The sequence below is a fragment of the Actinomadura sp. ATCC 39365 genome (assembly GCF_054392275.1).
The window spans coordinates 8,297,772-8,314,665 of record NZ_CP184335.1; the positions used below are offsets into that span (position 1 = coordinate 8,297,772).

Genomic DNA, 16,894 nt, shown 5'->3' on the forward strand with positions numbered 1-16,894 from the left:
ACCGGGTCACGCGAGCTTGAGCAGTAGTCCGGTGAGCTCGGCCGGCATGGTGATCATGCAGTCGTGGCCCGTCGGCAGCTCCCACACCTGTGCGGGGCTGCCGTTGGGCTGCGTCGCCGGAACGGGCCGCCGAGTGATGCCCTCCGGTACGCCCGCGACGCAGTGGATGTGCGTCCGCGGGATCGCGTGCGTGGCGGGGTTGTCCAGTCGGACCGGCTGCTGGAGGCAGAGCGCCGGCTGGTCCGACAGCATCGCCCGCAGCCAGGCCACGTCCGCCGGGTCGGTGACCCCGAACAGGCCCAGGGGCGGCGGCAGCTCGGGCATCGGCGGGATCCGCCAGCCGGTCCCGGACTGCGCGGCGCGGTCGATGAGGGCCTGGGTGACGGGTTGCACGTCCACCGCGCTCTCGCCGTCCTGCGGGACCATCGCGTCGAGGTAGACCAGGTGGGCGATGCGTTCCGGGATGCGGTTGGCGGCGGAGGAGATGACCAGCCCGGCGTAGCTGTGGCCGACCAAAATCACGTCGGTGAGGTCGTTCGCGGTGATCAGCTCGACGATGTCGCCGGCGTGGGTGTCCAGTCCCACCTCGGGGCCGAGCAAATGGGCCTTGTCGCCGTGGCCGGTCAGCGACGGCGCGGCCGCCTGATGCCCGGCCGAGGTCAGGAGCGGGACCACCCGCTCCCAGCATCGGCCGCTGTGCCAGGCCCCGTGTACCAGCACGTACGTTGACATGTGCGGCTCCTTGCTCATCAAAGGGGTGTTCGTTCCCGAGTGAGGTTTCCGCTCGTCCGCCGGCGCAGCCAGAGCCCTCGCGATCCTGGGGGTGAGGGGGCCAGGCACGCGCCGAGGTGCGCCATTACCGTGGTGTGCATGAGCGGCGAATCCAACCTTCTGGGCGAATACGTACGCGCCCGCCGGGAGCTCGTCACTCCTGAGCAGGCCGGCATCCCTTCCGTGGGCGTACGGCGGGTGCCGGGCCTGCGCCGGGAGGAGGTCGCGATGCTCGCCGGCATCAGCGCCGACTACTACCTGCGCCTGGAGCAGGGCCGCGACCGCAACCCGTCCGGGCAGGTGCTGGTGTCCCTCGCGCGCGTGCTGCGGCTCGACGACGAGGCGACGGCCCATCTGCTGCGCCTCGGGGCGGGCGATCCCCGGCGGCGACGGCGGCGGCCCCGCAAGGAGAGCGTTCCCACGGGCATCGCCAGGCTCGTCGCCGCGCTCGCGCTGCCCGCGTACGTGGAGGGCCGCTCCTTCGACGTCCTGGCCGCCAACGCGCCGGCGACCGCCCTGTCGCCGCGGCTCGTGACGGGGCGCAACCGCCTGCGGGACGTGTTCCTCGACCCCGCCGAGCAGGCTCTCTACCCGGACTGGGAGAACGCCGCGCAGGGCATGGTCGCCGGCTTCCGCAAGTCCGTCGGCGCCGACATCGACGATCCCCGGTTCGTCGAACTCGTCGGCGAGCTCTCCCTCGCCAGCCCGCTGTTCAGCAGGCTCTGGGCCCGCCACGACGTGAACACGTGCGAAGGCGCGCCCAAGCGCCTCGACCATCCCCAGGTCGGTGAGCTGTGGCTGAACCGGGAGAGGCTGGGCGTGAGTGGCGCGGCAGGCCAGACGCTCATCGTCCTGCACCCGGACCCCGGCACCGGCAGCGCCGAGAAGCTGGCACTCCTCGCCTCCGTCATGCCTTCCCCGTAAAATCAGGGTTATCTGGAGCGGGTACGGCGGATGAGCCCCCGACTGCTCTGCTACATCCTCAAGCAGGCCCCGGCTACCGGCGTCCGGCCCACTTCGCCGCCGCCGCCGCGAGGACGTCACCCACCACGGCGAGCACTTCCGCGTCACCGGCTCCACCGTGCGGCCGCGGCCCGCCGCCCGGGGGACGCGGCCGCGCGCATCCGCCGCTGAAGTTCGGCCTGCGCGTCACCACCGTCGTCCGGTACGGCGCCGCCTGCCGCGGCAGGAGCCGGCGGAAGGCGTGACTCAGGCGGAGGGGCGCAGGCGGCGCTCGGCCGGTGGGATCAGCAGCACCTCCAGCGCGCGGGCGCAGGCCCGCGCGTGCGCGGCGAACCAGTCGATCCGCGCGTCGCTGATGACCAGCGGCGTGGAGCGCACGGCCAGCGCGTAGCGGACGTGGTTGTGCCGGTCGAGCACCGGCACCGCGACGGTGCGGATGCCGTCGCCCGACTCCCCGTCGTTGAGCGCGTACCCGGACTCGCGCACGCGGACCAGCTCCTCGCGCAGTTCGGCATGGTCCACGATGGTGCGGCCGGTCAGCGCCGGCAGCGGGCCGAGCGCCTCCAGGTCGGCGCTGCCCTCCGGGTCCCAGGCCAGCAGCACCTTGCCCAGCGCCGTGGAGTGCAGGGGGCGGCGCAGCCCGGCGCCGCTGTCGGGGTTGAGCGAGCCGCCGCTCAGGATGACCGCGTGCCGGTCGTTGCGGACGGCCAGGTCCACGGTGGCGGAGGTGATGCGGGCCAGCTCGGCCAGTTCGGGGGCGATGCGGTGCAGGCCGCGCCGGTGGAAGGAGAGCTGCCCCAGCTCCGTGATGGACGTCCCCAGCCGGTAGCGGCCGGTGCGCGCCTCCTGCTCCAGGAAGCCCGTGGCGGCCAGCGTCCTGGCCAGGCGGTGGGTGGTCGAGGTGGACAGCCCCATCCTGCGCGCCAGGTCGGACAGGCCGAGCGAGGCGTCACCGCCCCCGAAGCAGCCGAGCAGGCCGATCGCCCTGCGCACCGACTGGACGCTGTCGTCTGTTGCCATGCGGGAAACTCCGCCTTCCGAGTAGGGAGATCGGGGACCAGGTAAGAGCCGGTCCAGCCGGGAACGCTTCCCGCATCGCGGGACAATCTTTGCATTCCCTACCAATTTACTAGCAAACTCTGCCCCATGACCACAGCCGCACTCGACGCCATCTGGTTCACCCGCTGTCCCGTCCCCACCGCCACAGGCATCGCGGCCGACCAGGGCTGGCTGGCGGGAGAGTTCGCCGGCGACGGGATCGAGGTCCGCTCGCTGCAGGACGACGACCCCGGCGTGCCCCGCGAGACCCACTACACCCACGCTCTGACCGGCCTGTTCCGCGAGGGCGGCAACGTGCCGGCGCTGTGGGCGCGCTCGCGCGGCGAGGCGACCAGGCTCATCGGGCTCACCTGGATCGAGGAGCGGCAGGTCGTGCTGGTGCGCGGCGGCACCGCCCTGGAGAGCCCCGAGCAGCTCAAGGGCCTGCGGCTGGCGGCGCCCCGGCATCGCATCGCCATCGACTTCTGGCGGGCCATGGCCCTGCGCGGCTTCCACGGCGCGCTCTCCCTGGCCGGGCTCGGGCTCGGTGACGCCGAACTGGTGGACGTCGAGGCCGAGCCAGGCGGCGGCCAGTGGGAGGCGGAGCTGGCCGCGCTGGCCGCCGGCCGGGTGGACGCGGTCTACGTCAAGGGCGCGCTCGCCGTCGAGGCCGCCCTGCGCCACGGCGCGGAGGTGGGCATCGACCTGGACGCCGTGCCGGACCGGCGCGCGCGGATCAACAACGGCACCCCCCGCCCGATCACCGTCCACCAGCGCCTGCTGGACGAGCATCCGCAGGTGGTCACCCGCTTCCTGGCCGTCCTGCTGCGCGCCGCGGACTGGGCCGCCGCGCACCCGTCCGAGGTGGCCAGGATCCTGGGCGCGGAGACCGGCGCCGGCGCGACCGGCGTGGCCGCGGCCTACCGCCCCGGCGCCTCGCTCCACCTCGACCTGTCCGCCGAACGCCTCGACCTGCTGGCCGAGCAGGAGCGCTTCCTGCGCGGCCACGGCTTCCTCGAATCACCCGTGGACGTCGCCGCCTGGGCCGACCACACCCCGCTCCAAGGAGTCACCCATGCGTAAGCTGCTGCTCGCCCTTCCGCTCGCCCTCCTGGCCACGGCCTGCGGCGGCCCGGACACCACCACCACCGCCGGCCAGGAGCAGGTCGTCGTGCGCATCTCCGACCCCGGCAACAGCGGCTTCCTGGCCGTCGCGAAGAAGGACGGCAGCCTGGACGCGGCCCTGGCCAAGGTCAACGCCAAGGTCAAGTGGGCCGGCGACTTCTCCGTGTTCGCCCCGGCCGCCCAGGCCATCAACGCGGGCTCGCTCGACATCGCCACCGGCTCGATCACCTCGGGCGTCACCGCGCTGGCCGTCAAGCCCAGTTTCAAGATCTTCGCCACCGTCCCGCCCGACCTGGCCGGGGAGGGCATCGTGGTGAAGAAGGACTCGCCGATCAGGTCCGTGGCGGATCTGGCCGGGCGCAGCGTGGCCGTCGGGCACGGCGGCACCAGCGAGTACCTGCTGCTCAAGGCGTTGCAGACGTTCGACGTGCCGGTCGAGAAGGTCAAGCGGGTCTATCTGCCGCCGCCGCAGACCGCGCCGGTCTTCGGCTCGGGCAAGGTGGACGCCTGGTCCACCTTCTCCACCTTCCTCATCCCCGCCGTCACCGATCTGGACGCGCGCGTCCTGGCCGACGGCGAGGCGATCGAGTCGGACAACTACGTGATCTACGTGGCCGCCAACAAGCTGTTGCAGGAGCATCCCGAGGTGGTCAAGGCGCTGTTCGCGTTCATCAAGGAGGGCAGCGCCAAGGAGATCGCCGATCCGGCGGCGTATCTGAACGTCTTCACCCAGACCGGCCCGCAGGCCGTGCAGGGCGAGCAGAAGGAGCTCGTGGCCGGCATCCAGAAGAAGGGCAGGCCCGTCCAGGCGGTCACCGCCGCCGAAATCACGAAATATCAGGACGTGGCGAGGTTCTTTCTCGACCAGAAGGTGCTCACCGCGCCGCTGGACGTCTCCCAGCACGTCGTGGACGTGAACACGCTCGGGAGCGCGCGGTCATGAGCGTGGCCACTCACGCGGAGGCCGGCGTCGAAGGGCTCGTCGCGCCCCAGCCGCCGCGCTCGTCCGGCCGCCACCCGGCCGTCACGCTCGCGCTGCGCGCCGCCGGCCCCGTCCTGCTGCTCGCCGCCTGGTACGCGGCCACCGCCACCGGCGCCCTCACCCAGGACGTGCTCGCCGGCCCTCAGGACGTCGTCAACACCTTCGGCGAGCTGTGGGCCGACGGCCAGCTCCCCGAGGCGCTGCGCGTGTCGGTCACCAGGGCCGGGCTCGGCCTGCTGCTGGGCGCCTCCACGGGGCTGGCGCTGGGCGTCGTCTCCGGCTTCACCCGGCTCGGCGAGGAGCTCGTCGACTCCTCGATGCAGGCCCTGCGCGCCATCCCGTTCCTGGCGCTGACCTCGCTGTTCATCGTCTGGTTCGGGATCGAGGAGGCGTCCAAGATCCTGCTGATCGGGGTGGCCTGCACGTTCCCCATGTACATCAACGTCTCCAGCGGGGTGCGCAACGTGGACCGCAAGGTCGTCGAGGCGGCGCGCTCGTTCGGACTGGGCCGGCCGGCCATCGCCCGCGAGGTCGTACTGCCGGGCGCGCTGCCGTCGATCTTCGCCGGGCTGCGGTTGTCCACCACGCTCAGCGTGATCGCGCTCATCGCCGCCGAGGAGATCAACGTGACGGCCGGGCTCGGCTACCTCATGGCCCGGGCCACCGACTACCTGCGCACCGACATCCTCGCTCTGTGCGTGCTGCTGTACGCGGTGATCGGGCTCGCCGCCGACCTGGCCCTGCGGCTGGCCGAGCGGGTCACGATGCCCTGGCGCAGGGCGGTGACGATCCGATGAGCCTCGCCGTACGCACCCGGGGGCTGCGCAAGGTCTTCGGCGAGCGGGCCGTGCTCGACGGGGTTGACCTGGACGTGCGGCGCGGCGAGTTCCTGGCGCTGCTCGGCGCGAGCGGCACCGGCAAGACCACGCTCCTGCGCATCCTGGCCGGGCTGGACGCGGCCGACGGCGGCAGTGTGCTGGTACCGCCGGTGCGCACCGTCGTCTTCCAGGAGCCGCGGCTCGTCCCGTCCAAGCGCGCCCTCGCCAACGTGATCATCGGGCAGGGCCGCGCCGCCCGCGCCAAGGGCCTGGCGGCCCTGGCCGAGGTGGGGCTGAGCAGCCATGCCGACGCCTGGCCCGCGACGCTGTCCGGCGGCGAGGCCCAGCGGGTCGCGCTGGCCAGGGCCCTGGTACGCGAGCCGGAGCTGCTGCTGCTCGACGAGCCGTTCGCCGCGCTGGACGCCCTGACCCGGCTGCACATGCAGGACCTGATCGCCGAGCTGTGCGCCCGGCACCGCCCGGCCGTGGTGCTGGTCACACATGACGTGGAGGAGGCGATCCTGCTCGCCGACCGGATCGCGGTGCTGCGCGCGGGCACGTTCGTCACCGATGTGCGGGTCGAGCTCGACCGGCCGCGCGACCGCACCGATCCCGACTTCGTCGAGCTGCGCCGCCGGCTCCTCGCCGACCTCGGCGTGGACGCCCAGGCGGGAGCGGCGCCATGACGGCGCCCGGAAGCAGGGCCATGACGGCGGCCGGCTGGATCGCCGGGAACGCCGCCGCGCTGACCGGGCTCGCCGACCGGATCTGGGCCTACGCCGAGCCGTCGCTGCGCGAATGGCGCTCGGCGCAGGCCACCGCCGCGCTCCTGCGCGCGCACGGCTTCACGATCGCGTGGGGCACGGCCGGCCTGCCTGCCGCGTTCGTCGCCACCCACGGCGACCGCGGGCCGGTGCTGGGCTTCAACGTCGAGTACGACGCCCTGCCCGGCCTGTCCCAGCGGGCCGGCGTGGCCCGGCACGAGCCGGTCGCGTTCGAGGGCGACGAGTACGCCCCCGCCTACGGCCCCGGCCACGGCTGCGGCCACAACGCCCTGGCGGCGGCGTCGGCAGGCGCGGCCATCGCCGCCGCCACGGCACTGGGGAACCGGGCCACGATCAAGGTGTTCGCCTCCACCGGCGAGGAGCACCTGGTCGGCAAGGCGTACGCGGTGCGCGACGGCGCCTACGACGGGCTGGACGCCTTCCTCGACTGGCACCCCGCCCCCGTCACCGGCACCGGCTGGGACGTCACCAGCGCCCTGTACTCGGCCACGTTCTCCTTCCTCGGCTCGCCCGGCCACGGCTCGAACCCGCTGGGCACCCGCAGCGGCCTGGACGGCGCGCTGCTGCTGACGGAGATGGTCGAGCGCCTGCGCGCCGGCCACGTCTCACCCTCCGGCCGCGTCAGCTACACGATCAGCGGCGGCGGCGCCCCCAACGTCACCCCCGACCTGCGGACGGTCTGGGTCTACGTCCGCGAGTCCACGGCCGCCGCCGCCAGGACCCTCTACGACCAGGTCGTGACCTGCGCCCACGCCGCCGCCGCCGGCAGCGGGACCCGGCTGGAGCACCGCCTGGTCACCGCCATCAGGCAGGGGCTCGGCAACCGGGCGGGCGCCGAGCTGCTGCACCACACGATGAGCGAGCTGGGCCCACCGGCGTTCACCGACGCCGACCACGCGTTCGCGCGGCGGCTGCAGGCGCTCGGGGTGCCCCTGCACTCGTGGGCGGCCACCGCGGCGACCGGCACCCCGATCGCACACGCCGGGCTGCTGGCCGCCGCCCGCTACCTGGCCACGGCGGCGGTCACGCTGGTCGAGCAGCCCGAGACGCTGGCGGCGGTCAGCGCGGAGTTCGACTCCCGCGAACGGGAGCCCGCGCTCCTGCCGGCCGGCGCCGAGCCGCCGTACCACCTGCCGCCGCCCGGCTTCCTCGACGAGACGGGCCAGTCGCCGCGGCCGACCCGGACGCCGCCCGTTTCCGCTGAACCCCTAGGAAAGATCTGACATGTCCGTCCTGCTCATCTCCGGCAGCCCATCGGCCGCCTCGCGCACCGTACGCCTGCTCGACCACCTGGCCGGGCGGCTGGGCCGGCCCGCCACCGTACTGCGCCTTCGTGACCTGCCCGCCGAGGCCCTGCTGCGCGGTGACACCGCCCATCCCGAGCTGGCCCGGGCCACCGCGCAGGTGGCCGCGGCCGACACGATCGTCGTCGCCACCCCGATCTACAAGGCGTCCTACACCGGGCTGCTGAAGGCGTTCCTGGACGTCCTGCCGCAGGGCGCGTTCGCCGGCAAGACGGTGGTGCCGATCGCCACCGGCGGCACCCCGGCCCACCTGCTGGCCGTGGACTACGCCCTGCGCCCGGTGCTGAGCGTGCTCGGCGCCCGGCACGTCACGCGCGGCCTGTTCGTGCTGGACACCCAGATCGAGCCGCTGGCCGGGGAGCTGCTCCCGCGCATCGACGCCCTGCTGGAAGAGGTCCCGCTGGGGGCGGCGGCATGACGGCGCACCGCACCGGCCGCTTCCACCTGGTCCTGCCCACCCGGAGCCCCGCCCTCGCCCCGTTGCCGGACTTCGTCACCGACGTTCGGCCGGCGCTCAGCGACCCCGCCGGGCGGGCCGCCGTGGCCGCGGACCTGTCCGGGTGGGCGGGCGCGCTTGCGCCCTTCGACCCCGCCGGCCAGGAATCTCTCGCCGTAGCCGCCAACGCGCTGCGCCGCACCCGCCACCTGCGGGTCGTGGCCGAGTTCCACCCGGCCGTGGCCACCCCGGTCTACGCGGCCAAGCTCTCGGCGTCCCTGCAGCGTTTCTCCGCCGGACGGCTCGGCTGGCGGCTCGCGGTGGATCTGGACCCGGCCGCGGCCAGGGCGCAGGGCGACTTCCTGACCGGCGCCGCCCGGTTCGCCCGCGCCGACGAGTTCCTCACCGTGGCCAAGGGCGTCTGGGGCGGCGGACCGTTCGACTTCGCCGGGAACTTCTACGAGGTGGTCAAGGGCGGTTTCGGCGCGCCGCTGTCGTCCCCGCCCTTCCCCGAGGTGCACCTGGCAGGCGTCTCGCCCGAGGCCCTGGAGCTGTCGCGCCGCCACGCCGACGTGCACGTCTTCGCGGCCGGTGACGACCTGGCGGCCCTCGTCCCCGAGCTGCCCGGCCTGCGCTACGGCGTGCACCTGCCCTCGATCGAGGCCGCCGACGAGTACGCCGCGCTCGGCGTCACCGAGTTCTTCCTCCAGACCGAGGACGTCTACCGCCTCGGCGAGCACGTGAAGGAGCGGTCTGTTGACCGTTGACATCTACTGGCGCATTCACATGGAGGGTGACCAGCCCTCGCTGCGCCGCCGCGTCCGCAGCCGAGGCGGTTTCGCCCCCGGCGGCACCGCCCCCGGCACCAGGGACGGCCGGGACGACGGCTACAGCCACGCCGACTACATGGCCGAGGTCGCCAGGGCCGCCGAGGACAGCGGCTTCACCGGCGGGCTGCTGCCGAACTTCCCGCACACCGACGACCCGTGGGCCGCCGCCGCGACGCTGGCCCGCGAGACCACGTCGTACCGCTTCATGGTGGCCTTCCAGCCCGGCTTCCTGCACCCCGTCCAGGCCGCCCGGATGACGGCCACGCTGCAACGGGCCACCGGCGGCCGGATCGTCTACAACGTCATCTCCGGCGGCGGCGGCCCGGCGCAGCTCTGGTGGGGCGACAAGGTCGACCACGACGACCGCTATGCGCGCACCTCGGAGTTCCTGGACGTGCTCAAGGGCGTCTGGCAGGGCGGGCACACCCACCGGGGCCGCTTCTACCAGGTGGAGAACGCCGGGCTGCCGGAGGAGCTGGCCGGGCAGCCGTTCCCCGAGATCTTCTTCTCCGGCTCCTCCCCCGCCGCCATCGACGCCGCCGGGCGGCACGCCGACTACTACCTGTCCTGGCTGGAGCCGTTCGAGGCGCTGGAGGAGAAGTTCGACGCGGTGCGCGCGCACAGTGCCACGCCGCCCCGGTTCGCCGTGCGGGTGGACGTGCTGGCCCGGGAGAGCGAGGAGGAGGCGTGGGCGGAGATCGAGGCCGGCTGGCGGGCCCGGCCGCGCGAGAGCGACGCCGGCGAGGGCGACTCCGTCGGCGTGCGACGCAGCCGCGCCTTCCTCGCCGGAGTCGGTGACGATCCCCGCGCCCTGGAGGTCGCGCCCCACGTGTGGGGCGGGTTCAGCCAACTGCGCGACGGCCCGGCCTTCGGCCTGGTCGGCGACTACCACCAGGTCGCCGACCGCCTCGACCGGCTGCTGGACCTCGGGGTGGACGCCCTCATCCTGGCCGGGATCCCCCATCTCGAAGAGGCCCGCCGCGTGGGCCGCCACGTTCTGCCGCTACTGAAAGGACGCTCCTGATGACCACCAAGGTCGGCTTCTTCCCGCAGAACAACACGCTCTGGGTGGCCCGCCACCTGGACCTGCTGCCCGGCGTCGAATGGGTGGACCTGAACGCCCTCGGCCGGGGCGAGCTCGTCGATCCCACCCGGGCCCTGCCGTCCGCCCACGGCGACCACCTGTTCGACGGCGGATACGACTTCATCGGCACCGGCTCCACGCCCCCGGTCACCGCCCAGGCCAAGGGGCACGACATCGTGTACGTGGCGATCTCGGGGCCGCGGGTCGAGAACGGCCGCCTGGTGGTGCGGGACGACTCCCCCATCGGCTCGGTGGCGGAGCTGAAGGGCAGGCGGGTGGCGCTCGGCCACGGCTCCTGGCAGACCACCCTGCTGCTGCTGGCGCTGGAGCGGGCCGGGCTCGGGTGGGGCGACATCGTCCCGGTGGACGCCTACGGCAACGCCGCCGAGCTGCTGGTGAACGGCGACGTGGACGCCTGGGTGGGCTCCTACCCGTACCTGACGCCGGTCGAGTCGCGCACCCGGACGCTGGTGGAGACCGAGGGCCTGTTCAGCCACCGCTCGCTCTGGTTCACCCGTCGCGACTTCGCCCGGGAACGGCCGGAGGAGCTGGCCAGGATCGTCACCGCGCTGCAGCGGGCGGACAGCTGGACGGAGGAGCACCCGCGCGAGGCCGCGGCCCTGTTCGACGGCGACCTCGACGCGTGGGAGCACGCGCTGCGCACCCGCCCGTGGGGGCTGCACCCGGTCAGCGCGGAGTTCGTCGCCGAGCAGCAGCACGCCGCCGACCTGTTCCACGCCAACGGGCTCATCGAGCGGAAGATCACGGTCGCGGACGCCGTCCTCCCCGAGATCGGCGAGCTGGTGACGCGAACCCGGTGACTCCCGTCCTCTCCGCCGCCCACGCGGCAGCGGAGCAGGCGATCGGACTCCGTGGTCAGTGCGCCTGGTCGGCGAGGTCGGCCAGGTCCTCCTCGGTCAGCTTCAGGGACGCGGCGGCGACGTTCTCCTCCAGGTGGGCGAGCGAGCCGGTGCCGGGGATGAGCAGAATGTTCGGCGACCGAGCCAGCAGCCAGGCCAACGCCACCTGCGGCACGGTCGCGCCGTGGCGGGCGGCGACGGCGTCCAGGCGCTCGGCCGTGAGCGGCCGGAACCCACCGACCGGGAAGAACGGCACGTACGCGATGCCCGCCTCGGCGCAGGCGTCCACCAGCGGGTCGTCCTCGCGGCTGGCCAGGTTGTAGAGGTTCTGGACGCAGACGATCGGCGCGATCTCGTGGGCCTCGGCGAACTCGGCAGGCGTCACGTTCGAGACGCCGAGGTGGCGGATCAGCCCCTCCTCGCGCAGCGCGAGCAACGTCTCCAGCGGCCCGGCGAGCGGCGTCCCGGCGCGGTCGAGGTCGCCCATGCGCAGGTTGACGACGTCGAGGCGGTCAACGCCGAGTGAGCGCAGGTTCGCCTCGACGCCGCGGCGCAGGCCGTCGGGGGTAAGGCCGGTCTTGCCCTCGGCGGGCAAGGCGAGGTCAGAGCCCTCGACCAGCGCGCCCACCTTCGTCACGATGACCAGGTCGTCCGGGTAGGGATGCAGCGCCTCCCGGATCAGCTCGTTGGCCGCCACGCCGTCGCGAGCGTAGTAGTGCGAGGTGTCGATGTGGTTCACGCCCAGATCGACGGCCCGGCGCAGGACGGCGAGCGCGGTGTCCCTGCCGGGACGGTCGCCTCTCGGCCAGCCGGTCAGCTTCATCGCGCCGTACCCGACCCTGGCGACGCTCAGGTCGCCGCCCAACGCCCATCGTCCAGTCGTCATGATCACGCACTCTAGCGGTGATCAGCGTCCGGAGCCGCGGATGCCGTCTGAGCGCGACGTACCGGCCTTCGAGGATACGGCCGCGTCGTCCAGGCCGGGCAGGGGAAGCCGCCGCGGCGTGGCGCGCGCCAGTGAGGCCGGCCCCGCTGCCGCGGCCCGCCCAGGGGAACGGGCTCGCCGCCGACCTCGGCCATGAAAGAGCTCAGCCCCCGGATGTAGACCATGATCCGCACATCTCACGTGGACGTTCCAAATCCCTTCCAAATCCCCTCCAAACACCCAGGAGCAGCCTGAACACATCGCAACCGATGAAGGAGCGGGAACGGATGAGCGTCAACACCCAGGACATGGAGATCGTCCACCGCGTGCTCCGCCGTGAGTCACGGCGGCTGGTGGAGCTCGTCGCGGCCGTCGCCCCGGGTGACACCGCTCGCGCCAAGGTGATCGCCGGCCACTTCCGCATCTACCGGCTGGGCCTGCACAACCATCACGAGGGCGAGGACGAGCTGCTGTGGCCGCCGCTGCTTTCCCGGGTGGACCTGGAGGCCGACATCGTCCTGCGCATGCAGGCCCAGCACGAACACGTCGCGGCCACCCTGAGCAGGCTGGACGCCGCGTTCCCCGCCTGGGAGGCCACCGCGGGCGCCGACGAACGCGACACCCTGGCGGCCGCCCTCTGCGAGCACCGCGCGGTCCTGCTTGAACACCTTCACGACGAGGAGGCCACCCTCCTCCCGCTCGCGGCCGAGCACATCACCCAACAGGAGTGGGCCTCCCTGGGCGAGCACCTGGTGAACAACACGCCCAAGCTCACCCTGCTCACGATCTTCGGCGCCGTCCTGGAGGACGCGAACCCGGCCGAGCGCGCCATCGTCCTCGGCGGCCTTCCCGTCCCGGTCCGCGTCATCTGGCACGTCATCGGCAGTCCCCGCTACGCCCGCCACATCCGCCGTGTCCGCGGCTGAACCCTGCCCGTCCGTACAACAAGGAGAACGACCATGTCGCTGAAGAAGCTCAACACCGTCCTGGCCGCCGTCGTCGTCCTGTTCACCCTCTACCTCGGGTTGTCCTTCGTCCTGCCCCTCGGGACCACCTTCCCGGGGCTGGCGAACTGGCCCTCTGACGGCAGCGGCTTCTCCATCGTGAAAGGCAGCCGCGAGCTCGCCATGGGCCTGGCCATGGGCGTCCTGCTGGTGACAGGCCACCGCCGCCCGTTGGGCTGGGTCCTGCTCATGACGGCCGTCGCCCCGTTCGGCGACATGGTCAACGTCCTGGCCCACCACGGATCCACGGCCGCCGCGCTCGGCGTCCACGGCCTGACCTCGGCGCTGATCGCGGTCACGGGGTTGCTGACCCTCCGCGAGGCCGGCACCACCCCAGCAACCGCCGCACAGCGCGCCTGACGTCCGCATTCTCTGGCAACTCGAAAAGGGAGACGACAATGACGACCGACGATTTGCGGTCACCGTTACCCGAGGTGCTCCGTCAAGGTGCGGCGGTGGGCGCCACCCAGCTGCTGAGGAGGCGGAGCGCCTGCGCGGTCGGGGAGCCCGGCTCGACGTTGTAGACGCACAAGGTCTGGTCGGGGTCGCCCGGCGGGTGGAGGGACTCGTAGTGGAAGTGCAGCTCGCCGACGAGGGGATGGTGGTAGTGCTTGGTGCCGTGCGTGCGGCGCAGCACGCGGTGGTCGTTCCACCAGGAGCTGAACTCCGGCGAGCGCAGCGTGAGCTCGCCGACGAGGTCGGCGAGCCGGCGGTCCTCGGGGTGGCGGCCGGCTTCCAGGCGGAGCATGGCGACGGTTTCCGCGGCGACGCGTTCCCAGTCGCCGGTACGGGTTCGGGCTTCGGGGTCGAGCAGGTAGTAGCGGGCCAGGTTGCGCTGAGGCACGGCAAGGGCCTCGAAGTCGGTCAGCACCTCGCGGGCCAGACGGTTGGCGGCCAGGACGTCCGTACGGCGGCCGAGGATGAAGGCGGGCACGTCGTGGAGGGTCTGGAGCATCAGGTGGAGGCCGGGCCTGACCCGCTGGGGGCTGACGGGGGCGTGGCGGGCGGGACGGGCCAGCAGGTCGGTGAGGTGCTCGCGTTCGGCGGGGTCGAGCTGAAGGGCCCGCGCCAGCGCCTCGACGACCTCGGGCGAGGGGTGACCGGCGCGGCCCTGTTCGAGCCGGGTGTAGTACTCGGTGCTGACCCCGGCCAGCCTGGCGACCTCGTCGCGGCGCAGGCCGGACACGCGACGCGCGCGGCCGTCGGCGGGCAGCCCGGCCTGGTCCGGCGTGATCCGGGCACGGCGTGAGCGCAGGAAGTCGGCGAGTTCGCGACTGCGGTCCATGTCCTCCAGTGTGCAGGGACGGGCGAGCGGCCAGGTGCACGGAGGTGGCCCTGCCAGTACCTGCCTCGCGGTTACCTGCCTGGTCAGGGCCTGTTCGGGCACCCCGGGAAGGGGACGCGGGCTGGTGTGCTGATGAGGGAGCGCGGCGATGGGCCGCGGATGACTCGGAAGGCTCGCACCATGAACGCAGCAACCCCTCTCACCGGCCGCGTGGCCGTCGTCACCGGCGCGTCCAGCGGGATCGGCGAGGCCTCGGCCGAACGACTGGCCGCACTGGGCGCACGTGTGGTCGTCGTGGCGCGGCGCGCGGAACGGCTGGACGACCTCGTCGTCCGGATCGGCAGAGCCGGAGGCCAGGCCCTGGCACTGGCGGCCGACGTCACCGACGCGGCGGCGGCGCGGGCCGCCGCCGAACGGGTCGCGGCCGAGCTCGGCGGCGCCGACCTGCTGTTGAACAACGCGGGCGTCATGCTGCCCGCCCCCATTGAGGAGCTGGCCGCCGACCAGTGGCAGCGCCAGATCGACCTCAACATCACGGGCCTGATGAACGTGATCGGCGCGTTCGTCCCCCAGCTCGTCGAGGCCGCGGGCACACGCGGCGTGGCCGACCTGATCAACACTTCCTCCATCGCGGCGCAGAACATCTTCCCGAACTTCGCCGTCTACTCCGCGACCAAGGCGTACGTCACCCATCTGTCCCGGCACCTGCGGGCCGAGCTGGGGGCCAAGAACGTGCGGGTCTCGGCGATCGAGCCGGGGATCGTCGGCACCGAGCTGCAGAGTCACGTCACCGACGAGGGCGCGCGGGCATGGCTGGAGGGCTCCAAGGAGACGATGGAGTGGCTCACGCCGCAGGATGTCGCGCAGACCGTCGGGTTCATCGCGAGCCTGCCGCCTCGGGCGAACCTCCAGCAGGTCACCATCATGCCCACCGGCCAGCCCAGCTGACCGCCTCCGCCACCGTGCCCGTCTGTGCCTCTGACGGGCACGGCACGTGATGTTTAGCGTGCGTTCTGTCGAAGGTCGGTCGTCGCGGGACCGGCTGGGACGGCGGGGGTTCGAGGCCATGTCCAGGCGGAGCGCAGGACGAAGGCCAGGAGCAGCACCTCGATTCCGATGGAGAGGCCGTAGAAGGGGGCCCAGTCCCAGGACTCCCCTACCGCGTTGAACAACGAGTAGGGGATGTAGAGCGATGCGACGACGAGGTTCGTGGCGCGGTTCACCCGGGCGGGCAGCGTCATGGAGAGCATCACCATCAGCGCCGGGATCGCCACGGACGTGAGCATCATGGTCAACAACATCGGGCTGGTGTCGAACTCGAAGACGACACCGGCACGGAGGTTGTCGATGACGCCGGGCTTGTGGAGATGGAAGTAGTCGACGTAGATGTAGAGGAACATGAAGCTGGTCCATGCGGCGGCGAGCTTGGCGTGCACGGGGACCGACCGGTTGTCGAGCAGGGTCGGGGTTTTCGTTCGGATGGTCATCGGTTCTTCTTTCGAGAGGAGCGGTCCCTCCGCCGCACTGGCGGCAGGGATGTACCGAGGCCGCGCCCACCTGGACGAGCCCATCGCCTCGACCGGGCAGCGGTAGCCCGGACCTCGGACGACTCGAGCGCCGAGGGCAGGCCGTAACGGTGCTGGTCGGCGGCCCGCATCGTCATCGCCCCGGCCGGACTCGCCCCCGGCGCCAGGCGTGCTCCGGCACTCGATCGCTGTTCGATTCCCACAGAAGCCTCCTCACGTCCGAGCTACGACTCCGGCTGGTTTCGTACGCCGTACGTCGTACGCTGTACTACAAGTAGTACGCTGTACCATGACCGTGCGCGGGACGATTGTCAAGCCGTTCGAGCGAGCGAGAGGAGACCCGTGTCTGCGAGGGAACAACGCCAGGTGGCGTCAGACGCGGCGCTGAGCAGGCAACGGGTGGTGGTCGAGGCGGTCCGGATCGCCGACCGCGAGGGGGTCGACGGGCTGAGCATGCGCCGGCTGGCCGGCGCGCTCGGCGCGGGCGCGATGTCGCTCTACTACTACGTGGCGAGCAAGGAAGAGTTGCTGGACGCCATGATCGACGTCGTGTTCGAGGAGATCGAGCTTCCGCCCGAAGAGACCGACTGGCAGTCGGCGATGCGCTGTCGGGCGATATCCGCCCGACAGGTTCTCGCACGCCACCCGTGGGCGATCGGCCTGATGGAGTCGCGGACCTCGCCGGGGCCCGCGAACCTCCGCCACCGCGAAGCGGTCACCGCCTGCCTGCGGAGGGCCGGCTTCCCGGTCTTGATGGCGACGCACGCCAACTGGTTGCTCGACAGCTATGTGTACGGTTTCGCCCTGCAGGAAGCCAGCCTGCCGTTCGACACCGCCGACGAGTTCGCGGACATGACCGAGGACGTCTACCTGCCCCAGCTTCCTCCTGACGAGTTCCCCTACCTCAACGAGTCCGCCGCCGTGCTCGCCGCCGCCGGCTACGACCCGGCGGAGGAGTTCACCTTCGGCCTCGACCTCGTCCTGGACGCCCTCGAGCCCCTGAGAGTGCCTACGTGAGCCTCCATCGGTGATGTCGGCGTAACGCACTCTCATGTGGTCCGCGCCGCGCGGTCGGCGTACTCGCATGACCCACACATGCCCGACCCAGACGTCCCGCGCCGGCGAATGCGCACCTGCGGCGTCGCCGCTCATGGCCCT

At 72.4% G+C, this 16,894-nt stretch carries 19 protein-coding genes; 14 read left to right on the forward strand and 5 right to left on the reverse strand.

What is annotated here, in order from left to right; all coding sequences use genetic code 11:
* Nucleotides 1–6: 6 nt before the first annotated feature.
* A complete protein-coding gene (locus ACNF49_RS40015; RefSeq protein ID WP_482940962.1) occupies nt 7–732 on the reverse strand; it encodes an alpha/beta fold hydrolase in 726 nt (241 codons plus the stop codon).
* 138 nt (nt 733–870) lie between these two features.
* Here ACNF49_RS40015 and ACNF49_RS40020 point away from each other — a divergent pair, with 138 nt between their 5' ends.
* On the forward strand, nt 871–1,695 hold the full coding sequence (locus ACNF49_RS40020) for a helix-turn-helix domain-containing protein (protein WP_482940963.1): 825 nt from the start codon (nt 871–873) through the stop codon (nt 1,693–1,695).
* A gap of 285 nt (nt 1,696–1,980) precedes the next feature.
* On the opposite strand, the gene ACNF49_RS40025 is transcribed toward ACNF49_RS40020, so the two are convergent.
* Nucleotides 1,981–2,754, reverse strand: a complete 774-nt coding sequence (locus ACNF49_RS40025) for an IclR family transcriptional regulator (protein ID WP_482940964.1) — start codon at nt 2,752–2,754, stop codon at nt 1,981–1,983.
* Nucleotides 2,755–2,880: 126 nt separating this feature from the next.
* Here ACNF49_RS40025 and ACNF49_RS40030 point away from each other — a divergent pair, with 126 nt between their 5' ends.
* From ACNF49_RS40030 to ACNF49_RS40070, 9 genes are read left to right on the forward strand one after another with little or no spacing between them, the layout of a single operon-like run.
* Nucleotides 2,881–3,855, forward strand: coding sequence for an ABC transporter substrate-binding protein (locus ACNF49_RS40030; protein ID WP_357971489.1), 975 nt, complete (start codon nt 2,881–2,883; stop codon nt 3,853–3,855).
* Nucleotides 3,848–4,840 carry an ABC transporter substrate-binding protein gene (locus tag ACNF49_RS40035; RefSeq protein ID WP_482940965.1) on the forward strand — a complete coding sequence of 331 codons (993 nt, stop codon included), beginning with the start codon at nt 3,848–3,850 and terminating at the stop codon, nt 4,838–4,840. The genes ACNF49_RS40030 and ACNF49_RS40035 overlap by 8 nt, the downstream gene beginning before the upstream one ends.
* The gene (locus tag ACNF49_RS40040; RefSeq protein WP_357971491.1) at nt 4,837–5,676 is read left to right on the forward strand and encodes an ABC transporter permease; all 840 of its coding nucleotides are present in this window, start codon (nt 4,837–4,839) and stop codon (nt 5,674–5,676) included. The genes ACNF49_RS40035 and ACNF49_RS40040 overlap by 4 nt, the downstream gene beginning before the upstream one ends.
* Nucleotides 5,673–6,383 carry an ABC transporter ATP-binding protein gene (locus ACNF49_RS40045; protein WP_482940966.1) on the forward strand — a complete coding sequence of 237 codons (711 nt, stop codon included), beginning with the start codon at nt 5,673–5,675 and terminating at the stop codon, nt 6,381–6,383. Before ACNF49_RS40040 ends, ACNF49_RS40045 begins: the two co-directional genes overlap by 4 nt.
* Complete coding sequence (locus ACNF49_RS40050) at nt 6,380–7,705, forward strand: zinc-binding metallopeptidase family protein (RefSeq protein WP_482940967.1); 1,326 nt, start codon at nt 6,380–6,382, stop codon at nt 7,703–7,705. Before ACNF49_RS40045 ends, ACNF49_RS40050 begins: the two co-directional genes overlap by 4 nt.
* A 1-nt stretch (nt 7,706) precedes the next feature.
* Nucleotides 7,707–8,204, forward strand: a complete 498-nt coding sequence (ssuE, locus tag ACNF49_RS40055; protein WP_357971494.1) for an NADPH-dependent FMN reductase — start codon at nt 7,707–7,709, stop codon at nt 8,202–8,204.
* Nucleotides 8,201–8,989 (forward strand): LLM class flavin-dependent oxidoreductase, encoded by a 789-nt coding sequence (locus tag ACNF49_RS40060; RefSeq protein ID WP_482940968.1) that lies wholly within the window; start codon nt 8,201–8,203, stop codon nt 8,987–8,989. The genes ssuE and ACNF49_RS40060 overlap by 4 nt, the downstream gene beginning before the upstream one ends.
* A complete protein-coding gene (locus tag ACNF49_RS40065) occupies nt 8,979–10,076 on the forward strand; it encodes an LLM class flavin-dependent oxidoreductase (protein ID WP_482940969.1) in 1,098 nt (365 codons plus the stop codon). The genes ACNF49_RS40060 and ACNF49_RS40065 overlap by 11 nt, the downstream gene beginning before the upstream one ends.
* Nucleotides 10,076–10,957: an ABC transporter substrate-binding protein gene (locus ACNF49_RS40070; protein ID WP_482940970.1), complete on the forward strand. Its 882-nt coding sequence runs from the start codon at nt 10,076–10,078 to the stop codon at nt 10,955–10,957. The genes ACNF49_RS40065 and ACNF49_RS40070 overlap by 1 nt, the downstream gene beginning before the upstream one ends.
* Before the next feature lie 55 nt (nt 10,958–11,012).
* Here the strand turns inward: ACNF49_RS40070 and ACNF49_RS40075 are convergent, their stop codons facing one another.
* A complete protein-coding gene (locus ACNF49_RS40075; RefSeq protein ID WP_482940971.1) occupies nt 11,013–11,882 on the reverse strand; it encodes an oxidoreductase in 870 nt (289 codons plus the stop codon).
* Nucleotides 11,883–12,208: 326 nt separating this feature from the next.
* Here ACNF49_RS40075 and ACNF49_RS40080 point away from each other — a divergent pair, with 326 nt between their 5' ends.
* On the forward strand, nt 12,209–12,847 hold the full coding sequence (locus ACNF49_RS40080) for a hemerythrin domain-containing protein (protein ID WP_482940972.1): 639 nt from the start codon (nt 12,209–12,211) through the stop codon (nt 12,845–12,847).
* A gap of 33 nt (nt 12,848–12,880) precedes the next feature.
* A complete protein-coding gene (locus ACNF49_RS40085; protein WP_482940973.1) occupies nt 12,881–13,285 on the forward strand; it encodes a DUF4267 domain-containing protein in 405 nt (134 codons plus the stop codon).
* 82 nt (nt 13,286–13,367) lie between these two features.
* Here ACNF49_RS40085 and ACNF49_RS40090 read toward each other — a convergent pair whose 3' ends face one another.
* Nucleotides 13,368–14,210 (reverse strand): helix-turn-helix transcriptional regulator, encoded by an 843-nt coding sequence (locus ACNF49_RS40090; RefSeq protein WP_482940974.1) that lies wholly within the window; start codon nt 14,208–14,210, stop codon nt 13,368–13,370.
* A 180-nt stretch (nt 14,211–14,390) separates the two neighbouring features.
* On the opposite strand from ACNF49_RS40090, the gene ACNF49_RS40095 reads away from it, so the two are divergent.
* On the forward strand, nt 14,391–15,158 hold the full coding sequence (locus ACNF49_RS40095) for an SDR family oxidoreductase (RefSeq protein WP_357971501.1): 768 nt from the start codon (nt 14,391–14,393) through the stop codon (nt 15,156–15,158).
* Nucleotides 15,159–15,211: 53 nt separating this feature from the next.
* On the opposite strand, the gene ACNF49_RS40100 is transcribed toward ACNF49_RS40095, so the two are convergent.
* Nucleotides 15,212–15,697 carry a DUF6326 family protein gene (locus ACNF49_RS40100; protein ID WP_482940975.1) on the reverse strand — a complete coding sequence of 162 codons (486 nt, stop codon included), beginning with the start codon at nt 15,695–15,697 and terminating at the stop codon, nt 15,212–15,214.
* Between the two features lie 405 nt (nt 15,698–16,102).
* Here ACNF49_RS40100 and ACNF49_RS40105 point away from each other — a divergent pair, with 405 nt between their 5' ends.
* The gene (locus ACNF49_RS40105; RefSeq protein ID WP_482940976.1) at nt 16,103–16,753 is read left to right on the forward strand and encodes a TetR/AcrR family transcriptional regulator C-terminal domain-containing protein; all 651 of its coding nucleotides are present in this window, start codon (nt 16,103–16,105) and stop codon (nt 16,751–16,753) included.
* Nucleotides 16,754–16,894: the final 141 nt, after the last annotated feature.

Coding starts and splice junctions, on each gene's coding strand:
- ACNF49_RS40015 (WP_482940962.1), bottom strand. CDS start 732: ATGTCAACGTACGTGCTGGTACACGGGGCCTGGCACAGCGGCCGATGC.
- ACNF49_RS40090 (WP_482940974.1), bottom strand. CDS start 14,210: ATGGACCGCAGTCGCGAACTCGCCGACTTCCTGCGCTCACGCCGTGCC.
- ACNF49_RS40095 (WP_357971501.1), top strand. CDS start 14,391: ATGAACGCAGCAACCCCTCTCACCGGCCGCGTGGCCGTCGTCACCGGC.
- ACNF49_RS40025 (WP_482940964.1), bottom strand. CDS start 2,754: ATGGCAACAGACGACAGCGTCCAGTCGGTGCGCAGGGCGATCGGCCTG.
- ACNF49_RS40050 (WP_482940967.1), top strand. CDS start 6,380: ATGACGGCGCCCGGAAGCAGGGCCATGACGGCGGCCGGCTGGATCGCC.
- ACNF49_RS40020 (WP_482940963.1), top strand. CDS start 871: ATGAGCGGCGAATCCAACCTTCTGGGCGAATACGTACGCGCCCGCCGG.
- ACNF49_RS40070 (WP_482940970.1), top strand. CDS start 10,076: ATGACCACCAAGGTCGGCTTCTTCCCGCAGAACAACACGCTCTGGGTG.
- ACNF49_RS40035 (WP_482940965.1), top strand. CDS start 3,848: ATGCGTAAGCTGCTGCTCGCCCTTCCGCTCGCCCTCCTGGCCACGGCC.
- ACNF49_RS40100 (WP_482940975.1), bottom strand. CDS start 15,697: ATGACCATCCGAACGAAAACCCCGACCCTGCTCGACAACCGGTCGGTC.
- ACNF49_RS40085 (WP_482940973.1), top strand. CDS start 12,881: ATGTCGCTGAAGAAGCTCAACACCGTCCTGGCCGCCGTCGTCGTCCTG.
- ACNF49_RS40040 (WP_357971491.1), top strand. CDS start 4,837: ATGAGCGTGGCCACTCACGCGGAGGCCGGCGTCGAAGGGCTCGTCGCG.
- ACNF49_RS40075 (WP_482940971.1), bottom strand. CDS start 11,882: ATGACGACTGGACGATGGGCGTTGGGCGGCGACCTGAGCGTCGCCAGG.
- ssuE (WP_357971494.1), top strand. CDS start 7,707: ATGTCCGTCCTGCTCATCTCCGGCAGCCCATCGGCCGCCTCGCGCACC.
- ACNF49_RS40045 (WP_482940966.1), top strand. CDS start 5,673: ATGAGCCTCGCCGTACGCACCCGGGGGCTGCGCAAGGTCTTCGGCGAG.
- ACNF49_RS40060 (WP_482940968.1), top strand. CDS start 8,201: ATGACGGCGCACCGCACCGGCCGCTTCCACCTGGTCCTGCCCACCCGG.
- ACNF49_RS40080 (WP_482940972.1), top strand. CDS start 12,209: ATGAGCGTCAACACCCAGGACATGGAGATCGTCCACCGCGTGCTCCGC.
- ACNF49_RS40030 (WP_357971489.1), top strand. CDS start 2,881: ATGACCACAGCCGCACTCGACGCCATCTGGTTCACCCGCTGTCCCGTC.